Here is a 17,480-nt window from a genome sequence, read left to right as displayed (position 1 = left end):
CTGCCCGCGGACCCGCTGGCGGCGTTCAAGGCCAGCGGTTACCAGAAGAAGATCAACGAGGACCGCGTCGGCGGCCAGCAAGCCGGATGGGGCGCGTGAAAACCACTATGCAAAACGCCAGCAACTCTGCCAGCAACAAGACAGTCGAAGACCTGATTTCGCGCTCCAACCGTCTCGGGGCGGACAAGCGCAACACCAACTTTGCCGGCGGGAACACCTCCGCCAAAGGAACTGAAAAGGATCCTGTCACGGGCGAAGATGTTCAGCTCCTCTGGGTCAAGGGATCCGGTGGAGACCTTGGCACCCTGAGGGCCGAAAACCTTGCTGTACTCCGTCTGGACCGCCTCAGCGCGCTGAAGAATGTATATCCGGGCGTCGAGCGCGAAGACGAAATGGTGGCAGCGTTCGACTACTGCCTCCATGGCAAGGGCGGCGCCGCTCCCTCGATCGATACGGCAATGCACGGTTTGGTGGATGCGGCCCATGTGGACCACCTGCACCCGGATTCAGGGATCGCCGTTGCTACTGCAGCAGATGGTGAGGCGCTGACGGCCAAGATCTTCGGCAACAAGGTTGTCTGGGTCCCTTGGCGCCGTCCCGGATTCCAGCTTGGCCTCGACATCGCCGCCATCAAGGAAGCCAACCCGCAGGCCGTGGGCACTATCCTGGGCGGCCACGGCATCACGGCCTGGGGCGCCACCAGTGAGGAGGCCGAACAGAACTCGCTGTGGATCATTGACCAGGCCGAGAAGTACATCATCGATAACGGCAAGGCCGAGCCCTTCGGCGCCAAACTGCCGGGCTACGGCCCGCTGCCGGAGGCGGAGCGGAAGGCCAAGGCCGCTGCCCTCGCTCCGGTGATCCGAGGACTGGCCTCCACTGACAAACCGCAACTGGGGCACTTCAGCGATGACGCCGTCGTGCTGGAGTTCCTGGAAAGCGCCGAACATCCGCGGCTCGGGGCCCTGGGTACCTCCTGCCCCGACCACTTCCTGCGCACCAAGGTCAAGCCGCTGATCCTGGACCTGCCCGCCGATGCGTCCATCGAGGACTCCGTGGCGCGGCTCAAGGAGCTGCACGCCGGGTACCGCGAGGATTACCAGGCCTACTACGACCGCCACGCCGATGCCGACTCACCCGCCCTGCGCGGGGCTGATCCTGCCATCGTGCTGGTCCCGGGCGTGGGCATATTCTCCTTCGGGGCCAACAAACAGACCGCCCGCGTTGCCGGTGAGTTCTACATCAACGCCATTAACGTGATGCGCGGCGCGGAAGCCATCTCCACGTACGCCCCGATCGAGGAATCCGAGAAGTTCAGGATCGAATACTGGGCGCTGGAGGAAGCCAAGCTGGCCCGCATGCCCAAGCCCAAGTCACACGCCACCCGCATCGCGTTGGTCACAGGGTCGGCGTCGGGCATCGGCAAAGCAATCGCCACCCGGCTTGCCGCAGAAGGGGCCTGCGTCGTCATTGCCGACCTGAACCTGGAAAATGCCCAGGCCGTCGCTGCCGAACTTGGCGGCTCCGACGTCGCCATTGGAGTGCAGGCAGACGTCACTGACGAGGACCAGGTCGCCGCGGCCATCGACGCCGCCGTACTGGCCTTCGGCGGAGTGGATCTGGTGGTCAACAACGCGGGGCTCTCCATCTCCAAGCCGCTGCTGGAAACCACCGAAAAGGACTGGGACCTGCAGCACAATGTGATGGCCAAGGGCTCCTTCCTGGTGGCGAAGGCTGCAGCAAAGGTCATGATCGAGCAGGACATGGGCGGGGACATCATCTACATCTCCTCCAAGAACTCGGTCTTCGCCGGCCCCAATAACATCGCTTACTCAGCGACAAAGGCGGACCAGGCCCACCAGGTGCGGCTGCTCGCAGCTGAGCTGGGCGAGTATGGCATCCGCGTCAACGGCATCAACCCCGACGGCGTGGTGCGCGGCTCCGGGATCTTCGCCGGCGGTTGGGGTGCCAAGCGCGCCGCCGTCTATGGCGTAGACGAACAGGAACTGGGCAAATACTACGCACAACGGACCCTGCTAAAACGTGAAGTCCTCCCCGAGCATGTGGCCAACGCTGCCGCCGTGCTCACCAGCTCCGAACTGTCCCACACCACCGGTCTCCATATCCCCGTGGACGCCGGTGTAGCTGCAGCCTTCCTCCGATGAGTACCAGTCCTGCCAACGGCACCGGGTCCGGCGGCACCAACGGCACGGGCTCCAACGGCACCGCTGTTAGCGACAACCTGTTTGCCGCCGTCGACATCGGAGCCTCCTCGGGCCGGGTGATCCTGGGAAGCGTCAGCGGGGGTGCGTCCCGGCTGGAGGTCGTGCACCGCTTTCCGAACGGGGTGGTGGAGTCCGATGCCGGCCTGCGCTGGGACTTCGACGCCCTGTTCGCGGAAGTTCTCACGGGACTCACGGCGGCCGGCAAGGCGGCAGAGCTGCGTGGTCTTCCGATCACCAGCATCGGAATCGATACCTGGGCTGTGGACTACGGATTGGTCGATGCCGCGGGGGAGTTGGTTGCCCAGCCTTACAGCTACCGGGATCCCCGCGGACAGGGAGCCGTCAACAGCGTCCACAAGGTGCTGGACCCAGCCACGCTCTACGCCACCACCGGGCTCCAGTTCCTCCCCTTCAACACCATTTATCAGCTGGCCGCCGAGCCCTCGCTGACGGAATTGCAGGCATTGCTCATCCCGGATCTGATCGCCTTCAAGCTCACGGGCCAGCGGCGTACCGAAGCCACGAATGCTTCCACTACCGGGCTGTTTGATGCTGTGGCGGGGGAGTGGGCCACCGAGTTCCTCGCTGCATTGCAATTGCCGTCAACGCTCTTCCCTCCACTCATCCAGCCGGGTGAAACCGTTGGCACGCTGAAGCCGCACGTCGCCGCAGCCACCGGTTTGCCCGTGGCAACACGTGTGGTGGCGGTCGGTTCTCACGACACCGCCTCGGCCGTGGCAGCTGTGCCGGCCAGCGGGGTTGACTTCGCCTATATTTCGTCGGGCACCTGGTCGCTGGTAGGCGTTGAGCTGCGCCATCCGGTGCTCACCGAAGCCGGCCGGCAGGCTAACTTCACGAATGAACGGGGCGTGGACAACACCATCCGCTATCTCAGGAACGTCGGGGGTCTGTGGCTGCTGAGCGAGTGCCAGCGCACCTGGGCCAAGGAGGGCTATGAACCCTCCTTGGAGGAACTCCTGGACGCGGCGGCGGCGCTGCCCGCGGGTGGCCCGTTGGTGAACGCCGACGATTCGTATTTCATCGCCCCGGATGACATGCCTGACCGCATCCGATCCGCAGCCCGGGTCACGGGGGCTGTTCTTTCGGACAAGCCTGCGGCAATCGTGCGCTGCATCCTGGACAGCCTCGCGGCTGGTTATGCGCGCACCATTGCCGACGCCGAGCGGCTCACGGGAACGCCGGTGGGCGTGGTGCACATTGTGGGGGGCGGGTCCCAGAACCGGCTTCTCTGCCAGCTGACCGCCGACTCCACGGGAAAACCTGTGGTTGCAGGGCCGGTTGAGGCGACTGCTTTGGGGAACATCCTCGTGCAGGCGCGTGGCGCGGGAGCGCTGGCCGGGTCGCTGACGGAGCTACGCCAACAGGTTGCACTTTCGTCCAGGCTGGAAACCTATGAGCCTGCTTTAGCATCGCCCCGCTTATAGATCGGATCATTCTTCCCGGGCTGGAAGAATTCTCATAGGTTTATTGGTCAACAACCTTGGAACGTCGGATCTTTTCCTCCTAGAATTGCAGCCATGCATCCCGACGATTCCTTGGTGTACGACCGTCCTGCCGGTGATTGGCTTGAAGCACTCCCCTTGGGAAACGGCTTCCTGGGAGCGATGGTTTTTGGCGGACCACAGCACCACCGGTTCCAGATGAATCATGGGACAGCATGGTCCGGTTCGCCGCACAGCCAGGAACTGGAACCGCACTTCAGCCGTCAGGAGGCGGACAGCATCCTGGGCCGTGTACGGGAACTGATTGCCAGTGGAAACTACCCTGCCGCCCACGAGGACCTGAAGGCACTGCAGCACCGGCATTCGCAGACTTTCCTTCCGTTTTCAGACCTGACGCTGTCGCTCAACTCTGTGCACCTCGGCGACGAAGATGGTGGCGAAGTGCTTGAGGATTATTCCCGCAGCCTGGATTTGGCGCGCGGGGTAAACAGTACCCGTTACACGATCTCGGGCCATGAAGTCAGGGTTGAAGCCTTCATCAGCCACAGCCCATCAGCGCTGGTGATAACGGTGGACACTGAGCTCCCTGGCGGCCTGGACATCTCGCTGGGCCTGGATTCCCCACTGCTGGTCACCAAGCGCACAGGGACGATCCGCCACAGCGAGGGAACCCGGTTACTGACAGGCCTTGAGCTCAAGCTGCCAGCCGATGTTGCACCAAGCCACGGCACCGGGGAAATCAAGTACTCGGATGATGATTCGCTCAGTTTGCAGGGGGCAGTAACGGCGCTTCTGGAGCACGACGGCGCCACCGTGACCTCTGCTTTCGGGACCGGTTCTGCTGAGCTTGAGGAAGGCGTTGAAAGTTCGACAGACCCGTGGGCAACCGGGGTGAAGCACGCCGTGATCTATGTCAGTGGTGCCACTACCTTCCAGGGGATGGGCCGCCAACCCCAAGGTACATCTGCAGAAGCGGCTGAAACTGTGAGAGCAACTTTGGAGGCCGCCAGGAAGACGGGGCCAAAGTCGCTCCTGCGCCGGCATCAGGAGATCCATGGCGCGCTGTACAGGTCAACCAGTCTTCGCTTTGGCCCGGGAGACAGGCGCACCCGAGAAGCGGCCTGCACCAACACCGCTCAACGGCTGGCCTTGGCGAATGCCCATCCAAATGGTCCTTTAGCTGCCGATCCAGGGCTGGGAGGGCTGCTCTTCAACTATGGCCGGTATCTGCTGATCTCCAGTTCCAGGCCCGGCGGTACTCCTGCCAACCTGCAGGGAATCTGGAATGACATGATGCTGCCGCCGTGGAGCTCAAACTTCACCACCAACGTCAACCTCGAGATGAACTATTGGGGAGCGGAGGTGGCTGGCCTGGGCGAGTGTATGGAGCCGCTCTTTGGATTAATCGAGGCCCTCCAGGTGACTGGGGCCGCAACCGCCAAGGAGTACTACGGAGCCCGGGGCTGGGTTGTCCACCACAACTCGGATATCTGGGGTTACAGCAAACCCGTTGGCCATGGCAGCCATTCGCCGGAATGGTCTTTCTGGCCCATGGCCGGAGCATGGCTGGTCCGGCATCTGTGGGAGCATCTGCAGTTTGGCGCTGACCGTGACTTCGCCCTCGACCGGGCATGGCCGGCCATCCGGGGACAGGCTGAGTTCCTGTTGGATCTCTTGATCGAGTTTCCCGACGGTTCCCTCGGGACGAGCCCCTCCACCTCCCCTGAGAACAGTTTCAAGGCGTCCGGAGACGGGCCTGGAGTTCATCGGGCCGGCATGGACAGCGACGCGACAAACCAGCCCGTAAAGGCCGCGGTGGCCGCTTCCTCCTCCATGGACCTGACCCTGTGCCGGGACGTGCTCGGGATGGTCGAGTCCCTGGCGGTGATGCTTGGGCTGGAGGATGACCCTGTGGTGAAGGAAGCCCGCGTGGCATTGCCGAGGATCCCGCGGCCGGCGCCCGGAGCCAACGGCAGGCTGCGGGAGTGGCTGGCTGACCCGGCCGAGTGGGAAGAGGAGCACAGGCACATAAGCCATCTCTATCTGGCGTATCCAGGCGACGAGCCGCTGGATGCAGAGCTGGAGGCGGCTGTTCGGGCCAGCCTGGACGGCCGCGGTGACGATTCAACGGGGTGGTCCCTGGCCTGGAAAATGGTTATGAGGGCGCGCCTCAGGCAGCCCGAAAAAGTCAGCGCCCTGATGCGCCTGTTCTACCGTGGAATGCCGGCGGGCAGGGACGGGTATTCCGGCTTCGGCGGCGGCCTCTACCCCAACCTCTTCGCCGCCCATCCACCGTTCCAGATCGACGGGAACCTTGGCTACATCGCCGCTGTCGCGGAGTGCCTGGTTCAGAGCCATCGTGGCGAAATCGAGCTTCTGCCAGCCCTGCCTGCCGAGCTGGCCGATGGTGAGGTAGCCGGACTCCGGGCCCGTCCCGGCGTCGCGGTTTCCTTGGCCTGGAAAGGCGGGAAGCTGGAAAGGGCGTCCTTCACCTTGCAGCCGGGCTCCCAGCTGAGCCGGACAATAGCGGTCAGGTACGGCGGGCGGACTCAGGAAGTTGTACTCGATGCACACCGCGAGACGAACCTGGACCTGGCCGGCTGGGTAACGGAACCCCCCTAGATCCGCTCGACAAGGCCAGAAGCGCCCATGTTTCATGAGCGCATGCGACGGGAGATGACACACGATTTAGCGGAATTTTTGCCCTGACGGACCCGGCCCGGTTATGGTGTGGCTATGACTAACCGTTGGTATGCGTATTTTTCGTTGGCTCTGGAGGAGCCCGCGTCTAACTGACACGCACCCAACTTTCCTTCAGAGCCAACAGGGCAGAGATCATTCTCTGCCCTTCGCCATTTCTCCGGCGGGTTCTGACCAGGGCCCGCTCCTATCTGGAACAGGACCCCCATGAGCACCACAGCAGCCGCCAATCCCCAACATTCCACCTCGAACTTGAGGATCAGCGAGTTCACTGCTCTGCCCACTCCCCACGAGATGATCGCAGAGCTTCCGCTCGACGCGAGGGTGACCGACGTCGTCGGGCGGGGCCGTGATGAAGTCCGCGCTATCATGGACGGCCTGGACGACCGTCTGCTGGTGATCGTTGGTCCCTGCTCCATTCATGATCCGAAGGCGGGGCTGGAATACGCCCGCAGGCTCGTCAGCCAGGCTGAGAAGCACAAGGAAGACCTGCTCATCGTGATGCGGGCGTACTTCGAAAAGCCGCGGACCACCGTGGGCTGGAAGGGGCTTATCAATGATCCCCACCTGGATGGCAGCCACGACATTGCCACAGGCCTCCGGGCAGCCCGGAGCTTCCTCCAGCAAGTGACAGCTCTGGGGCTCCCGACCGCCACGGAATTCCTCGAGCCCATTAGCCCCCAGTACACGGCAGATCTGGTCTCTTGGGGTGCCATTGGTGCGCGCACCACGGAAAGCCAGATTCACCGGCAGTTGGCGTCCGGGCTCTCCATGCCCATCGGCTTCAAGAATGGTACCGACGGCGACCTCCAGGTGGCCGTTGACGCATGCAGTGCCGCCGGCGCGGCCCAGGCTTTCCTGGGAATTGACGACGACGGCAAAGCTGCTCTGGTAGCGACGGCCGGCAACCCGGACACGCACGTGATTCTCCGTGGCGGACGCAAGGGTCCTAATTACTCAGCGGCCGACGTCGAAGCAGCTTCGGTCCGTCTTGCAGCCAAGAACCTGAACCCGCGCCTGATTGTGGATGCGAGCCACGCGAACAGCGGGAAAAGCCACCACCGGCAGGCGGAAGTCGCCTTCGAAATCGGCGCCCAGTTGGAAGAAGGCGGTGCCTCCGCAAAGGCCATCGCCGGCGTCATGCTGGAAAGCTTCCTCGTAGGCGGCGCCCAGAACCTGGACGTCACAGATTCCAACGGAACGGCTGAATTGGTCTACGGCCAAAGTGTGACCGACGCCTGCATGGAGTGGGATGTGACAGTGTCCGTGCTCGGACAGCTTGCGGCTTCGGCCCGGAAGCGCAGGATTTCCTCGGCCGAGTAATGGCTACTTGGTAGCGGCGAACACGTAGTTTGGTTATTACGCCTTTCACATTGGCCCCAACTGCCTCTAGAGTAACTAGCACATGGTTGTTCGATGGCTCAGCATCGCCGCACCCGCAGAATACTGGTTGCCGCAGAAAATACTGGTTGCCGCAGAATGCTGAGAGCAAAGGAATATGGGAAATGTCCGCAGAGTCGAACTTCTCGAACGCGAAGTTCTTGACCGTGGCCGAAGTGGCTGAGGTCATGCGCGTCTCTAAGATGACCGTTTATCGCCTGGTTCATTCGGGTGATATGCCCGCCGTCCGCTTTGGCCGCTCATTCCGGGTACCGGAGTCCGCCGTCGAACAGTACCTCAAACGCGCCGTCGTGGAGGGCCAGTCCGAGACGGCGTGAGCCGTCGCCGTCAGTTTGCGCTCCGGATAAGCGGTAGGCTGTTAAGGAACGTTTTACGTCATTGTAAGAATCTGTCAGTTGTACAGTCTGTTGCTTAGTCCACGGACCTTTTCCATCAGACAGGTACGCATCTAGTTTGTAAGGAACTTTCGTGGGTTCAGTTATCAAGAAGCGTCGCAAGCGTATGGCCAAGAAGAAGCACCGCAAGTTGCTTCGTAAGACGCGCCACCAGCGTCGCAATAAGAAGTAGTAATACTTCCAAAGCGTCAATGCCCGTTGCCTTTCGAGGTAGCGGGCATTTTTGCGCCCTGCCGGCCTTGATGCGGCGACGGTGGCGGCTACGCTAGATGGTGGGGCCGCGGAACCTTGAGAAGCCCTTCCAGAGCCCGTAGATGGCGCCGCACACCGTTGCGGCCTTGAGGCCCAGGGTTGCGGCGCGGCGTCCGGAGCGGAAATCGTAGACTGGCCAGTTGTTCTCCCGGGCATGCCGGCGCAGGCGTGCGTCGGGGTTGATGGCCACTGGATGCCCCACCATGCTGAGCAACGGGATGTCATTGTGGGAGTCACTGTAGGCCCAGCACCTTTTGAGCTCCAGGCCTTCCTCATCGGCGATGGCCTGCACCGCCACGGCTTTGGCTGCCCCGTGGAGGATCTCGCCCACCAGTTTGCCCGTATAGACGCCGTCCTCGATTTCTCCGACCGTGCCGAGGGCACCCGTCAGTCCGAGGCGGGTCGATATAACAGTGGCTACTTCGATGGGAGTTGCCGTTACCAGCCAGACTTTCCTGCCGACTCGAAGATGCTGCTGGGCCAGGGCTTTGGCTCCGGGCCAGATCCTGGACGCGATCATCTCGTCAAAGACCTCTTCGCCCAGGACCTTGATGTCCTCAACCGTGATGCCGGCAGCAAGAAGCAGGGCTGAATCGCGGACGGCGTGGACGTCGTCCAGGTTCTCCCCGCGAATGACAAACTTGAACTGCTTCCAGGCGAAACCGGCAGCCTGGGTCAGCGTGAACGTCCCCCGCTGATGCATTTTCCGTGCCACGTGGAACAGGCTGGCACCCTTCATCAGGGTGTTATCGACGTCGAAGAAGGCGGCCTCGCCGTGTTGCTGGGTGGCAACCGGGCGGCGGACCACAGCAACATACTTCTCCTCGGGCATGCCACGAGTCTAGTCAATGCTCGGCAGCGCCGCCGCCTGTCGCGTTCTGTTGCCGTGCGCACGGGATACCCAAGGGTGATTCAGGTCACCAGCGTCGACGACGGCGGACAGCCCGGGCTACCGTGGAACCATGGCAAAACCAGATGTCCTCCTGCTCACCAAAGCCAACTGCCACCTTTGCAGTGCCGCGCGCGACGCCGTCGGCCGCGTCACGGCCGGGCTGGGACTGGAGTGGCGGGAACAGCTGGTGGACAATGACCCGGAGCTCCGTGAACGCTATGCCGAAGAGATTCCGGTGGTGGTGGTGGACGGGATCCAGCGGGACTTCTGGAAGATTGACGAAGCCCGGCTGACCAGGGTTCTACAGCAAGCCATGGCGAAGTAGGCCTCGGCCCGGGCCCGGATTAGGTATTTCCCGCTTTTGTTGACTCAAGTCGTGGGGCTCTAGAGTGGACTCACAACGACGCAATGGAGCAGATGTGACTTCGCTCGATTCATCCCCGGAAGCAGTCCGGGGGGATTCCGGAACTGCTGCAAAGCAGATTCCGCCTGCAGCCGTGGCACGGCTCACCCTCTATTTGCGCGCCCTGACCACCATGCTTGCCGAAGGCGTGGACAGGGTGTCCTCCGAATCATTGGCCGAAGCCTCGGGAGTGAGCTCAGCTACCCTGCGCAAGGACCTCTCCCACGTGGGTTCCTACGGGACCCGTGGTGTTGGCTACGAGGTTCAGTACCTGAGCAGGCACATTTCTGCGGCCCTCGGTCTCACCAAGGACTGGAAAGTGGCCATCGTGGGTGCAGGTAACCTCGGGAAGGCCCTGGCACGGTATGGAGGATTCGAATCGCGGGGCTTCGATGTCGTGGCCATTTTCGACGCCGACCAGATGATCGTAGGCAACGAAGTGGGATGGCTGCGTGTCAGTGACGCTGCCGACATGGAAGCAGTGCTCCAGCGGACGGGAGCGAACATGGTGGTCCTGGCGCTTCCTGCTGCCGTGGCCCAGAGCGTCTGTGACCGGGTGGTGGCGGCCGGTGTGAGGAGCATTCTGAGCTTCGCCCCCGTGATGCTGCAGGTTCCGCCCGGAGTAAACCTGCGCAAGGTAGACATGGCCACGGAACTGCAGATTCTGGCCTACCACGCACAAAGGACGCAGGCGCCGGTAGAGCTGGAGTAAACTACTCTGCTCTGCCGGGGCCTGCGCCCTCAACGTGGATCTACGTGGCCCTGAGTTCTAGCGGCCGTACGGCTGGGAGTAAGGATTGGCGAACGGCTGCTGCTTCTGGAAATACGGCGAATTGGCCGGCAAGTACAGCAGGACGATGCCCGCGACTCCCATCAAGATGACGAGGATCTGCAGCACGCCGAAGGTAGGACCCATGCTGAAGACGTTGAAAAGTCCAAACACGGAGAGGGCCGCGAAGACGGTACCCAAGATGCGTGCCCAGTTCTTTCCCTTACGTACAGGAAAGGCAACCAGAGCGTAGAGTCCCAGGGAGATGAGGCCGAACACTACGACGAAACCGACCACCATTCCCTGCATTCCCTCAATTGTGCCGGGAGGCAGTTCCGTGCCCTGTAGCTCGGCCTGTTCCTGCAATAACTGGGTGAAGTAATCTCCACCTGAAAATACGAACACCATTGAACTGATGAACGACAGCACGCCTGCGCCGATGATCAGCCAAAAGGCGAGGTCCACCTGCGGGGGCCGGTTGCTGTTGCCGGCAGAAGGAAGCTCCGAGGGGTACTGCGTGTACGGCGACTGCCCATAAGGAGACTGGCCGTAGGGCGATTGTCCTTGCTGTGGCTGGCCGAACTGGTTTTGGCCGAACTGCTGCTGCGGCGGGTTTTGGCCGTACTGCGGTGCCCCGTACTGTGGCTGCTGGGGAGCGTTCTGGCCGTACTGCGGTGCCCCGTACTGTGGCTGTTGCGGATCGTTCTGGCCGTACTGCGGAGCGTTTTGCCCATACTGGGGCTGCTGCGGATTGTTCTGGCCGTACTGCGGCAGGTTCTTGCCGCCGGACTCAGGCTCGTCCTGGTTGGCGGGAGGGACTGGGGGAGTGCTCATGTTCGATCCTTCATGTGTCGACTTCGAAAATCGGCTACCGGGATCAGTGTGATGCCCCTGCCCCCAGCGTGGTCTTGCTTCCACCGTACAACGCTTGGTGCGGCATATGGATCATTCGCAAGAGGTATTCCTGTTGGATTTGAAAGGCCGCGGCAGGGAGTTTTCCCAGCCGCGGCCTTCACTGCTTAACTAACCCGTTGGGACGCGGTTACGTCCCCAGTTGCGTGGTATCAGCCCTTGAAATGTTGCTGGGACTGGGGCAGCCACATCATGACGGCTGCCGCGATAGTTGCTGCTGTCCCGATCAAGCTCAGGCCGCCGGTGAACAACGTGAGGGGGAGTGCCAAAACCGACAAGCCACCCAATATCGACAGGACCAGCCTGGCCCAGCGGGCACCTTCCTTGAGCCGGATGGCAATGAAGATGTAGACGGCAGCCCAGATCAGGCTGAAGATCAGCCCGACTCCAGCAAAGCCACCGGCGGCGCTGACCATGGCGACGAGGCTAGCCACAACACCGAGCACAGCTGCGCCAACCCAGAGCCAATAGGAAATAACCAGTTGCTGGGGTACGCCCTGGGTGTTGGTCGCGCGCTCTTTGATGTTGTTGAAATCCAAAGCAAACGTGTTGCGGGCGGGGGCTGCGTAGCCCAGGCCTGCTGGTGGTGCATTGTTGGCCGCTCCGGCGGGGGCGCCATAAGCTGGCTGCCCGGGCGCCTGGTACCCGTCTGGCGCCTGGTAGTTGCCAGCAGGATATCCCTGGGGCGGTTGCTGGTCCTGCGGTGCCTGATAGGCCGGGGGCTGTTGGTAAGGGGTGGGCGGAACATTGCCGTCAGACGGCTGGCCGCCGGGCTGCTGCGGCTGAGGGGCATCACTTGGGTTGGTCATGGCTTTCACTGTAGACGGCGAGTCCCCTGTTATCTAGGCAACTTTGGGCTAACTCGCCGTAAATAGCCAAGAATTTACAATCGTTGTACGAAGAGCCTGCCTAGCTGCAGCTGTGGGGCCGGAGACGCCATCAGAATGCTTGGACAGTAATGGCCCCTTAAACTCCGCGCCCCTGTCCCAGAAAGCTGGAACAGGGGTGCAGGTCAGGAAATATGCCGCCCTAAGCGGAGGCGTGGAATCAGCAGAAGGATCTCAGCTGACCAGCTTCGGCATACTAGGCAGCCTGGGCGATGAAGGCCAGTTCAAGGTTGATGGCAACCTTGTCGCTGACCAGAACGCCGCCGGCTTCGAGGACTGCGTTCCAGGTGAGGCCAAAGTCCTTGCGGCTGATGGTGGTTTCAGCGGAGACGCCTGCCCGGGTGTTGCCGAAGGGGTCAACGGCTGCTCCGTTGAATTCGGTCTCGAGGGCAACGGGACGGGTGACTCCCTTGATGGTGAGGTCGCCCTGGAGTTCATAGCCGTCACCCTTGGGCACAATGCCGTTGGAGACGAAGGAGATCTCCGGGAACTTCTCGACGTCGAAGAAGTCTTCGCCGCGGACGTGGCCGTCGCGGTTGACGTCGCCGGAGTCGAAGCTGGCGGTCTGGATGGTGGCGTTGACCTTGGAATCTGCCACATTATCTGCCAGATCGAGGGTTGCCGTAGCTTCCTTGAACTGGCCGCGGACCTTGCTGATGCCTGCATGGCGAACGGTAAACCCGATTTCGCTATGTGAGGAGTCGAGGGTCCATGTGCCGGTGCTGAGGTTGGTGGGAAGTGACATTTTAGTTCTCCTTGTTATGCGAAGTTCGGGTTGAAGGCCATCTCATCATTACTTGAAGCCTCATCTGTTGAAGCATCAAGTAATCGCTACACCCAGTATAAACATGCATTTGCATCTTTTATTCCGATTACCCGGAACTTTTTTTCACGACTTCCAGTTCTACTTCTTGTAGAAGATTTCAGATCGCCCGTCATCTTTGAGAAACTGGTATACATGCCCCAAGCCACCGTTCATTTGCTTCGCCATGGCGAAGTCCACAATCCCGCCGGAGTTCTCTATGGACGCCTGCCCGAGTTTCATCTCTCGGAGCGTGGGCGCGCGATGGCGCGTACCTTGGCGGAGCACTTCAGCGAGCGGGCTTCGCACGGGGCAAATATTGTCTACCTTGCAGCGTCACCATTGACCCGGGCGCAGGAGACTGCCCTCCCGATTGCCCAGGCGCTCAGGCTGGACATCGCCGTCGAAGAACGGATCATCGAAGCGGAAAACTACTTCGAAGGAATGAAGGTCAGCAAGGCAGAGCTCCGCAGGCCGAAGCACTGGCCGCGCCTGGTCAATCCGTTCCGCCCTTCCTGGGGCGAACCCTACAAGGAGCAGGCCGACCGTGTGATGGCTGCTGTCCAGGATGCCCGGCTGAAGGCACTCGAACTGGGCGGGGAGGGCGCGGAGGCAATTCTCGTGGCACATCAGCTCCCCATCTGGGCCACGAGGCTCAGCGCGGAGGGCAAGCCGCTATGGCACGACCCGCGGAAGCGTGAATGCACCTTGACCTCCCTGACGTCCCTTGTTTTTGACCACGACGGTGCACTGGTGCGCGTCGACTACACCGAGCCCGCCGCGGCACTCCTTCCGGGTGCCTCGAACACCCCTGGAGCCTGAGCATGCAAGGCACCAACCCCAACACATCGCGCCGCAGCGTCCTGGCAGCCGGCGGTGCTGCACTGGCCGCGCTCACGTTGGGCCTGTCTGCTTGTGCCCAAGAGGACGCCCTGGCCAAGCAGGCCAAGGCAGGGGACAACAAAAACTACGTTGCAGGGGACGGCTCCGTTACAGAGTTTGCAGCCGCTGATCGCAAAGCAGCGGTGGGTATCAAGGGGGCCTTGTTCGATGGCACCACCGTTGAACCGGCAGACCTCCAGGGCAAGGTCACTGTGCTCAACTTCTGGTTCGCAGCGTGCGCTCCATGCCGCGTGGAAGCTCCCCTGCTGGAAGAACTGCACCAGGAGTTCAAGGATCAGGGCGTGCAGTTCTACGGCGTTAACCTGAGGGACGAAAAAGCTACAGCGGAGGCGTTCGACAAAACGTTCGGACTGACCTACCCCAGCTTTAACGATAAGGATGGCGGAGTCCTCCTGGCTGTTTCGGGCCTGGTTCCGCCTGGGGCTGTTCCCACCACACTCGTCCTGGACAAGGCTGGCAGGGTGGCATCCCGTGTCCTCGGGGAAATCGAAAAAGGCACTTTGAAGGCCCTCATCGCCGCGGCCGTGGCTGAGTAGCGGCGGTTTCCCAGTGAACAGTCCTTTTGCCGAAGCCATCCTGAATGGATCGCTCCTGCTTGCCATCCCGGTGGCGCTGCTGGCAGGACTGGTTTCTTTCCTCTCGCCGTGCGTGCTGCCGCTGGTCCCGGGCTATCTTGGCTACGTCACAGGGCTCACCGGCGTGGATCTGCAGAAGCAGAAGCGCGGCCGGATGCTGGCGGGCATCGGCTTATTCGTGCTGGGTTTCTCAGCCATCTTTGTCCTCTTGGGTGGCGCCTTCGGCCAGCTCGGAACCCTGATTACCGGGCCGGAGAACGCCTGGATCACCCAGATTCTTGGCCTTCTGGTCATCGTGATGGGCGTGGTGTTCATGGGGGGATTCGGGTGGCTCCAACGCGACGCCAAGATTCATGCCAAGCCGCCCGCAGGGTTGTGGGGTGCGCCCTTACTGGGAATTACCTTCGGGTTGGGCTGGGCTCCCTGCATCGGTCCCACCTACTCGGCAGTGCAGCTCCTCAGCCTCTCCGGCGGGTCCTCCGCCGCTAAGGGGGCCTTCCTGGCTTTTGTGTACAGCCTCGGCCTGGGAATTCCGTTCCTCCTTATCGCGCTGGCCGTCCGCCGGGGAATCGGTGTGATGTCCTTCTTCCGTACGCACCGCCTCGCCATCCAGCGGATCGGCGGAGGAATTCTGATCGTGCTCGGCCTGCTGATGGCCACCGGCCTGTGGGGAGCCTGGGTCACCGGGTTGCAGTACTGGTTCCAAACCGATGTGAAGTTGCCAATCTGATGAGCGAGCGAGTGAAAGAACAGAAGAACTCTCCGGAGACGGCCGCCAGCCAAAAGGCACCCAAGGACACCGCCAACCCCACGGCCAATCCCGTTGCCGCGGCTAAGGCTGAAGCTGCCCTGCCGGCTCTTGGTGTGGTGGGCATGCTTCGGTGGGCCTGGACGCAGCTCACCAGCATGCGTACCGCCCTGTTCCTGCTCCTCCTCCTGGCGGTGGCTGCCGTGCCGGGTTCACTGTTTCCGCAACGGCCCGCCAACCCTTCAATCGTCACCCAGTACATCAAGGACAACGGGGATTATGGCAAGGTGCTGGATGCCCTCCAGCTCTACGACGTCTACTCCTCCGCATGGTTCTCCGCCATTTACATCCTGCTGTTCATTTCGTTGATCGGTTGCGTGGTGCCACGTGCAATAGCGCACTACAAGGCCATGCGCTCGCAGCCTCCCCGGACGCCCAAACGCCTTTCCCGTCTCCCCGAATACGGCACGCTGGTGGTGCCGGCGGACGCCGGGATCCCGGCGTCGCGCGCTGTTAAGGACGCTGCCGGTCTTCTGAAGAAGCGCGGTTACCGTGTTGAGGTGAGGGACGACGACGGCGCGCAGCCGTCTTTGGGGGCAGAGCGCGGGTTCCTGAAGGAAGTGGGAAACCTCGTTTTCCATACATCCCTGATCGGGGTGCTCGTCTCTGTGGCGGCAGGGGGCCTGTTCGGCTACAGCGGGCAGCGCATCCTGGTTGAAGGCGATACTTTCGTGAACACCCTTGTGGGGTACGACCAGTTCACGCCCGGAACCAATTTCCAGAGCAGCCAGCTCCAGCCCTACTCTGTTCGACTGGACAAGTTCCGGGCCACCTTCGACAGGGAATCGGAAGGCAAGAAGGGTCAACCGATCGACTTCAGGGCCGACGTCACCACCAAAGAATCACCGGACGCCCCCGAACAGCAGGAAGTTCTCAAGGTTAACGATCCTTTGACTCTGGGCGGCACCAGCCTTTACCTCACAGGTAATGGCTACGCTCCACTGGTCACTATTCGGGACGGGCAGGGCAATGTAGCCTTCCAAGGACCCGTGGTGGCACGGCTGCAGGGGGATCACTATTACTCGTCTGTGGTGATCAAGGTCCCCGACGCCAAACCCGACCAACTGGGCTTTGCCGGGTTCTTCCTTCCCACGGCAATGGTGAGCAATGAAGGCGTTTCCTTCAGCGGCGATCCGGAGCTCTTCAATCCAAGGCTGTCGTTGAACTCGTACTTCGGAGATCTTGGGCTGAACGACGGCGCTCCCCAGAACGTCTTCGAACTCGACGTCGAGAAACTGACGCCGCTCAACGCCCGGAACCTCGACGCCGGTGGCATCACCCTTGAGCCGGGAACCAGCTACACCCTTCCGGACGGCAAGGGATCCGTCAGCTTTGACGGCGTAAAGCGCTACATCGGCGTGGACATCCACCACAACCCCGGGCAGCTATACGCGCTGATCTTTGCGCTGCTGGCCGTGGGCGGACTGGTCACGTCTCTCTATGTGAACCGGCGTAGGGTATGGGTCCGTGCCGGCATTCACGAGGATGGCCGCACCATGGTGGAGTACGCACTCCTGGCTCGAGGCGAGGACCACCGCCTGGCGGCTGAAGCCAAGGCCATCCGCGAGTTGCTGGTGGAGGAGTGGGGCCTGGATTCCGCCGAAGCCAAGGCTTCCCAAGATTCCCAGAGCGTTCCCAGCGGGCAGGCGGATAATGTTGGGGCTGAACGTTCCGCCCATGCAGAGGCTACCGAAGCAGCAGAAGCCACCGCAGCCACAAAAGTCCCAGCAGCAGACGTCAACCAGTCAACAGCAGGCTCAACAGAGCATACGAAGGACCAGTAATGCTTCCCATCAACGAAACCTTGGGCCTCTACAGCGAGCTCTTTATGCTCCTGGCGGGGTGCACTTACACAGTGGCTTTCATCGCCTTCGCCTGGGATCTGGCGAAAAGCAGCAAGGCCCTCCGCGCGGTGGACCTCAAGGCAGCGGCAGCAGCCGAAGCCCAGGAGGCTGCTTCGTCCCCTGCCGCAGCGAAGATTCCAGTGGCAGCAGGCTCCGTAGGGGAAGCAAGTACCGACCGTACTGACTCCGATGTCAGCGGACCTGTTGGGCGGGCGGAGCGGCCGTCGTCAGCAGTTTCCGCGGCAGGTG

At 61.9% G+C, this 17,480-nt stretch carries 16 protein-coding genes and 1 pseudogene; 13 read left to right on the top strand and 4 right to left on the bottom strand.

Annotated features, from left to right (window positions below):
- Positions 1-107: 107 nt before the first annotated feature.
- The 6 genes from RIN13_RS14915 to RIN13_RS14890 all read left to right on the top strand — a co-directional run bounded on the left by RIN13_RS14915 (position 108) and on the right by RIN13_RS14890 (position 8,356).
- Positions 108-2,165 carry a bifunctional aldolase/short-chain dehydrogenase gene (locus RIN13_RS14915; RefSeq protein ID WP_309108126.1) on the top strand — a complete coding sequence of 686 codons (2,058 nt, stop codon included), beginning with the start codon at positions 108-110 and terminating at the stop codon, positions 2,163-2,165.
- Positions 2,162-3,670: a rhamnulokinase family protein gene (locus tag RIN13_RS14910; RefSeq protein ID WP_309108125.1), complete on the top strand. Its 1,509-nt coding sequence runs from the start codon at positions 2,162-2,164 to the stop codon at positions 3,668-3,670. The genes RIN13_RS14915 and RIN13_RS14910 overlap by 4 nt, the downstream gene beginning before the upstream one ends.
- 93 nt (positions 3,671-3,763) lie before the next feature.
- Complete coding sequence (locus RIN13_RS14905; protein WP_309108124.1) at positions 3,764-6,310, top strand: glycoside hydrolase family 95 protein; 2,547 nt, start codon at positions 3,764-3,766, stop codon at positions 6,308-6,310.
- A 285-nt stretch (positions 6,311-6,595) separates the two neighbouring features.
- Positions 6,596-7,711, top strand: a complete 1,116-nt coding sequence (locus tag RIN13_RS14900) for a 3-deoxy-7-phosphoheptulonate synthase (protein WP_309108123.1) — start codon at positions 6,596-6,598, stop codon at positions 7,709-7,711.
- Positions 7,712-7,893: 182 nt separating this feature from the next.
- The gene (locus RIN13_RS14895; protein ID WP_247042322.1) at positions 7,894-8,106 is read left to right on the top strand and encodes a helix-turn-helix domain-containing protein; all 213 of its coding nucleotides are present in this window, start codon (positions 7,894-7,896) and stop codon (positions 8,104-8,106) included.
- Positions 8,107-8,257: 151 nt separating this feature from the next.
- Positions 8,258-8,356: a 30S ribosomal protein bS22 gene (locus tag RIN13_RS14890; protein ID WP_003792170.1), complete on the top strand. Its 99-nt coding sequence runs from the start codon at positions 8,258-8,260 to the stop codon at positions 8,354-8,356.
- A 93-nt stretch (positions 8,357-8,449) separates the two neighbouring features.
- On the opposite strand, the gene RIN13_RS14885 is transcribed toward RIN13_RS14890, so the two are convergent.
- On the bottom strand, positions 8,450-9,268 hold the full coding sequence (locus tag RIN13_RS14885) for an HAD-IB family hydrolase (protein WP_309108122.1): 819 nt from the start codon (positions 9,266-9,268) through the stop codon (positions 8,450-8,452).
- Positions 9,269-9,398: 130 nt separating this feature from the next.
- Here RIN13_RS14885 and RIN13_RS14880 point away from each other — a divergent pair, with 130 nt between their 5' ends.
- Positions 9,399-9,653, top strand: coding sequence for a glutaredoxin family protein (locus RIN13_RS14880; RefSeq protein ID WP_309108121.1), 255 nt, complete (start codon positions 9,399-9,401; stop codon positions 9,651-9,653).
- Between the two features lie 94 nt (positions 9,654-9,747).
- Positions 9,748-10,443, top strand: a complete 696-nt coding sequence (locus RIN13_RS14875; RefSeq protein WP_309108120.1) for a redox-sensing transcriptional repressor Rex — start codon at positions 9,748-9,750, stop codon at positions 10,441-10,443.
- Between the two features lie 57 nt (positions 10,444-10,500).
- On the opposite strand, the gene RIN13_RS14870 is transcribed toward RIN13_RS14875, so the two are convergent.
- The 3 genes from RIN13_RS14870 to RIN13_RS14860 all read right to left on the bottom strand — a co-directional run bounded on the left by RIN13_RS14870 (position 10,501) and on the right by RIN13_RS14860 (position 13,044).
- On the bottom strand, positions 10,501-11,334 hold the full coding sequence (locus RIN13_RS14870) for a hypothetical protein (RefSeq protein WP_309108119.1): 834 nt from the start codon (positions 11,332-11,334) through the stop codon (positions 10,501-10,503).
- A gap of 230 nt (positions 11,335-11,564) precedes the next feature.
- Positions 11,565-12,221 carry a hypothetical protein gene (locus RIN13_RS14865; protein WP_309108118.1) on the bottom strand — a complete coding sequence of 219 codons (657 nt, stop codon included), beginning with the start codon at positions 12,219-12,221 and terminating at the stop codon, positions 11,565-11,567.
- A gap of 274 nt (positions 12,222-12,495) precedes the next feature.
- The gene (locus RIN13_RS14860) at positions 12,496-13,044 is read right to left on the bottom strand and encodes a YceI family protein (RefSeq protein ID WP_309108117.1); all 549 of its coding nucleotides are present in this window, start codon (positions 13,042-13,044) and stop codon (positions 12,496-12,498) included.
- A gap of 213 nt (positions 13,045-13,257) precedes the next feature.
- Here RIN13_RS14860 and RIN13_RS14855 point away from each other — a divergent pair, with 213 nt between their 5' ends.
- The 5 genes and pseudogenes from RIN13_RS14855 to RIN13_RS14835 all read left to right on the top strand — a co-directional run.
- Positions 13,258-13,923 carry a histidine phosphatase family protein gene (locus tag RIN13_RS14855; protein ID WP_309108116.1) on the top strand — a complete coding sequence of 222 codons (666 nt, stop codon included), beginning with the start codon at positions 13,258-13,260 and terminating at the stop codon, positions 13,921-13,923.
- A gap of 2 nt (positions 13,924-13,925) precedes the next feature.
- Positions 13,926-14,540 (top strand): TlpA disulfide reductase family protein, encoded by a 615-nt coding sequence (locus RIN13_RS14850; protein WP_309108115.1) that lies wholly within the window; start codon positions 13,926-13,928, stop codon positions 14,538-14,540.
- Positions 14,541-14,553: 13 nt separating this feature from the next.
- Positions 14,554-15,309, top strand: a complete 756-nt coding sequence (locus RIN13_RS14845) for a cytochrome c biogenesis protein CcdA (protein ID WP_247042306.1) — start codon at positions 14,554-14,556, stop codon at positions 15,307-15,309.
- Complete coding sequence (locus RIN13_RS14840; RefSeq protein WP_309108114.1) at positions 15,309-17,171, top strand: cytochrome c biogenesis protein ResB; 1,863 nt, start codon at positions 15,309-15,311, stop codon at positions 17,169-17,171. The genes RIN13_RS14845 and RIN13_RS14840 overlap by 1 nt, the downstream gene beginning before the upstream one ends.
- Positions 17,171-17,480, top strand: a pseudogene (locus RIN13_RS14835) (c-type cytochrome biogenesis protein CcsB); the annotation flags it as partial. The gene RIN13_RS14840 and the pseudogene RIN13_RS14835, both read left to right, overlap by 1 nt.

Source organism: Arthrobacter sp. (assembly GCF_031179985.1).
Classification (GTDB): domain Bacteria; phylum Actinomycetota; class Actinomycetes; order Actinomycetales; family Micrococcaceae; genus Arthrobacter.
This window is presented reverse-complemented; position numbering and strand designations above follow the sequence as displayed.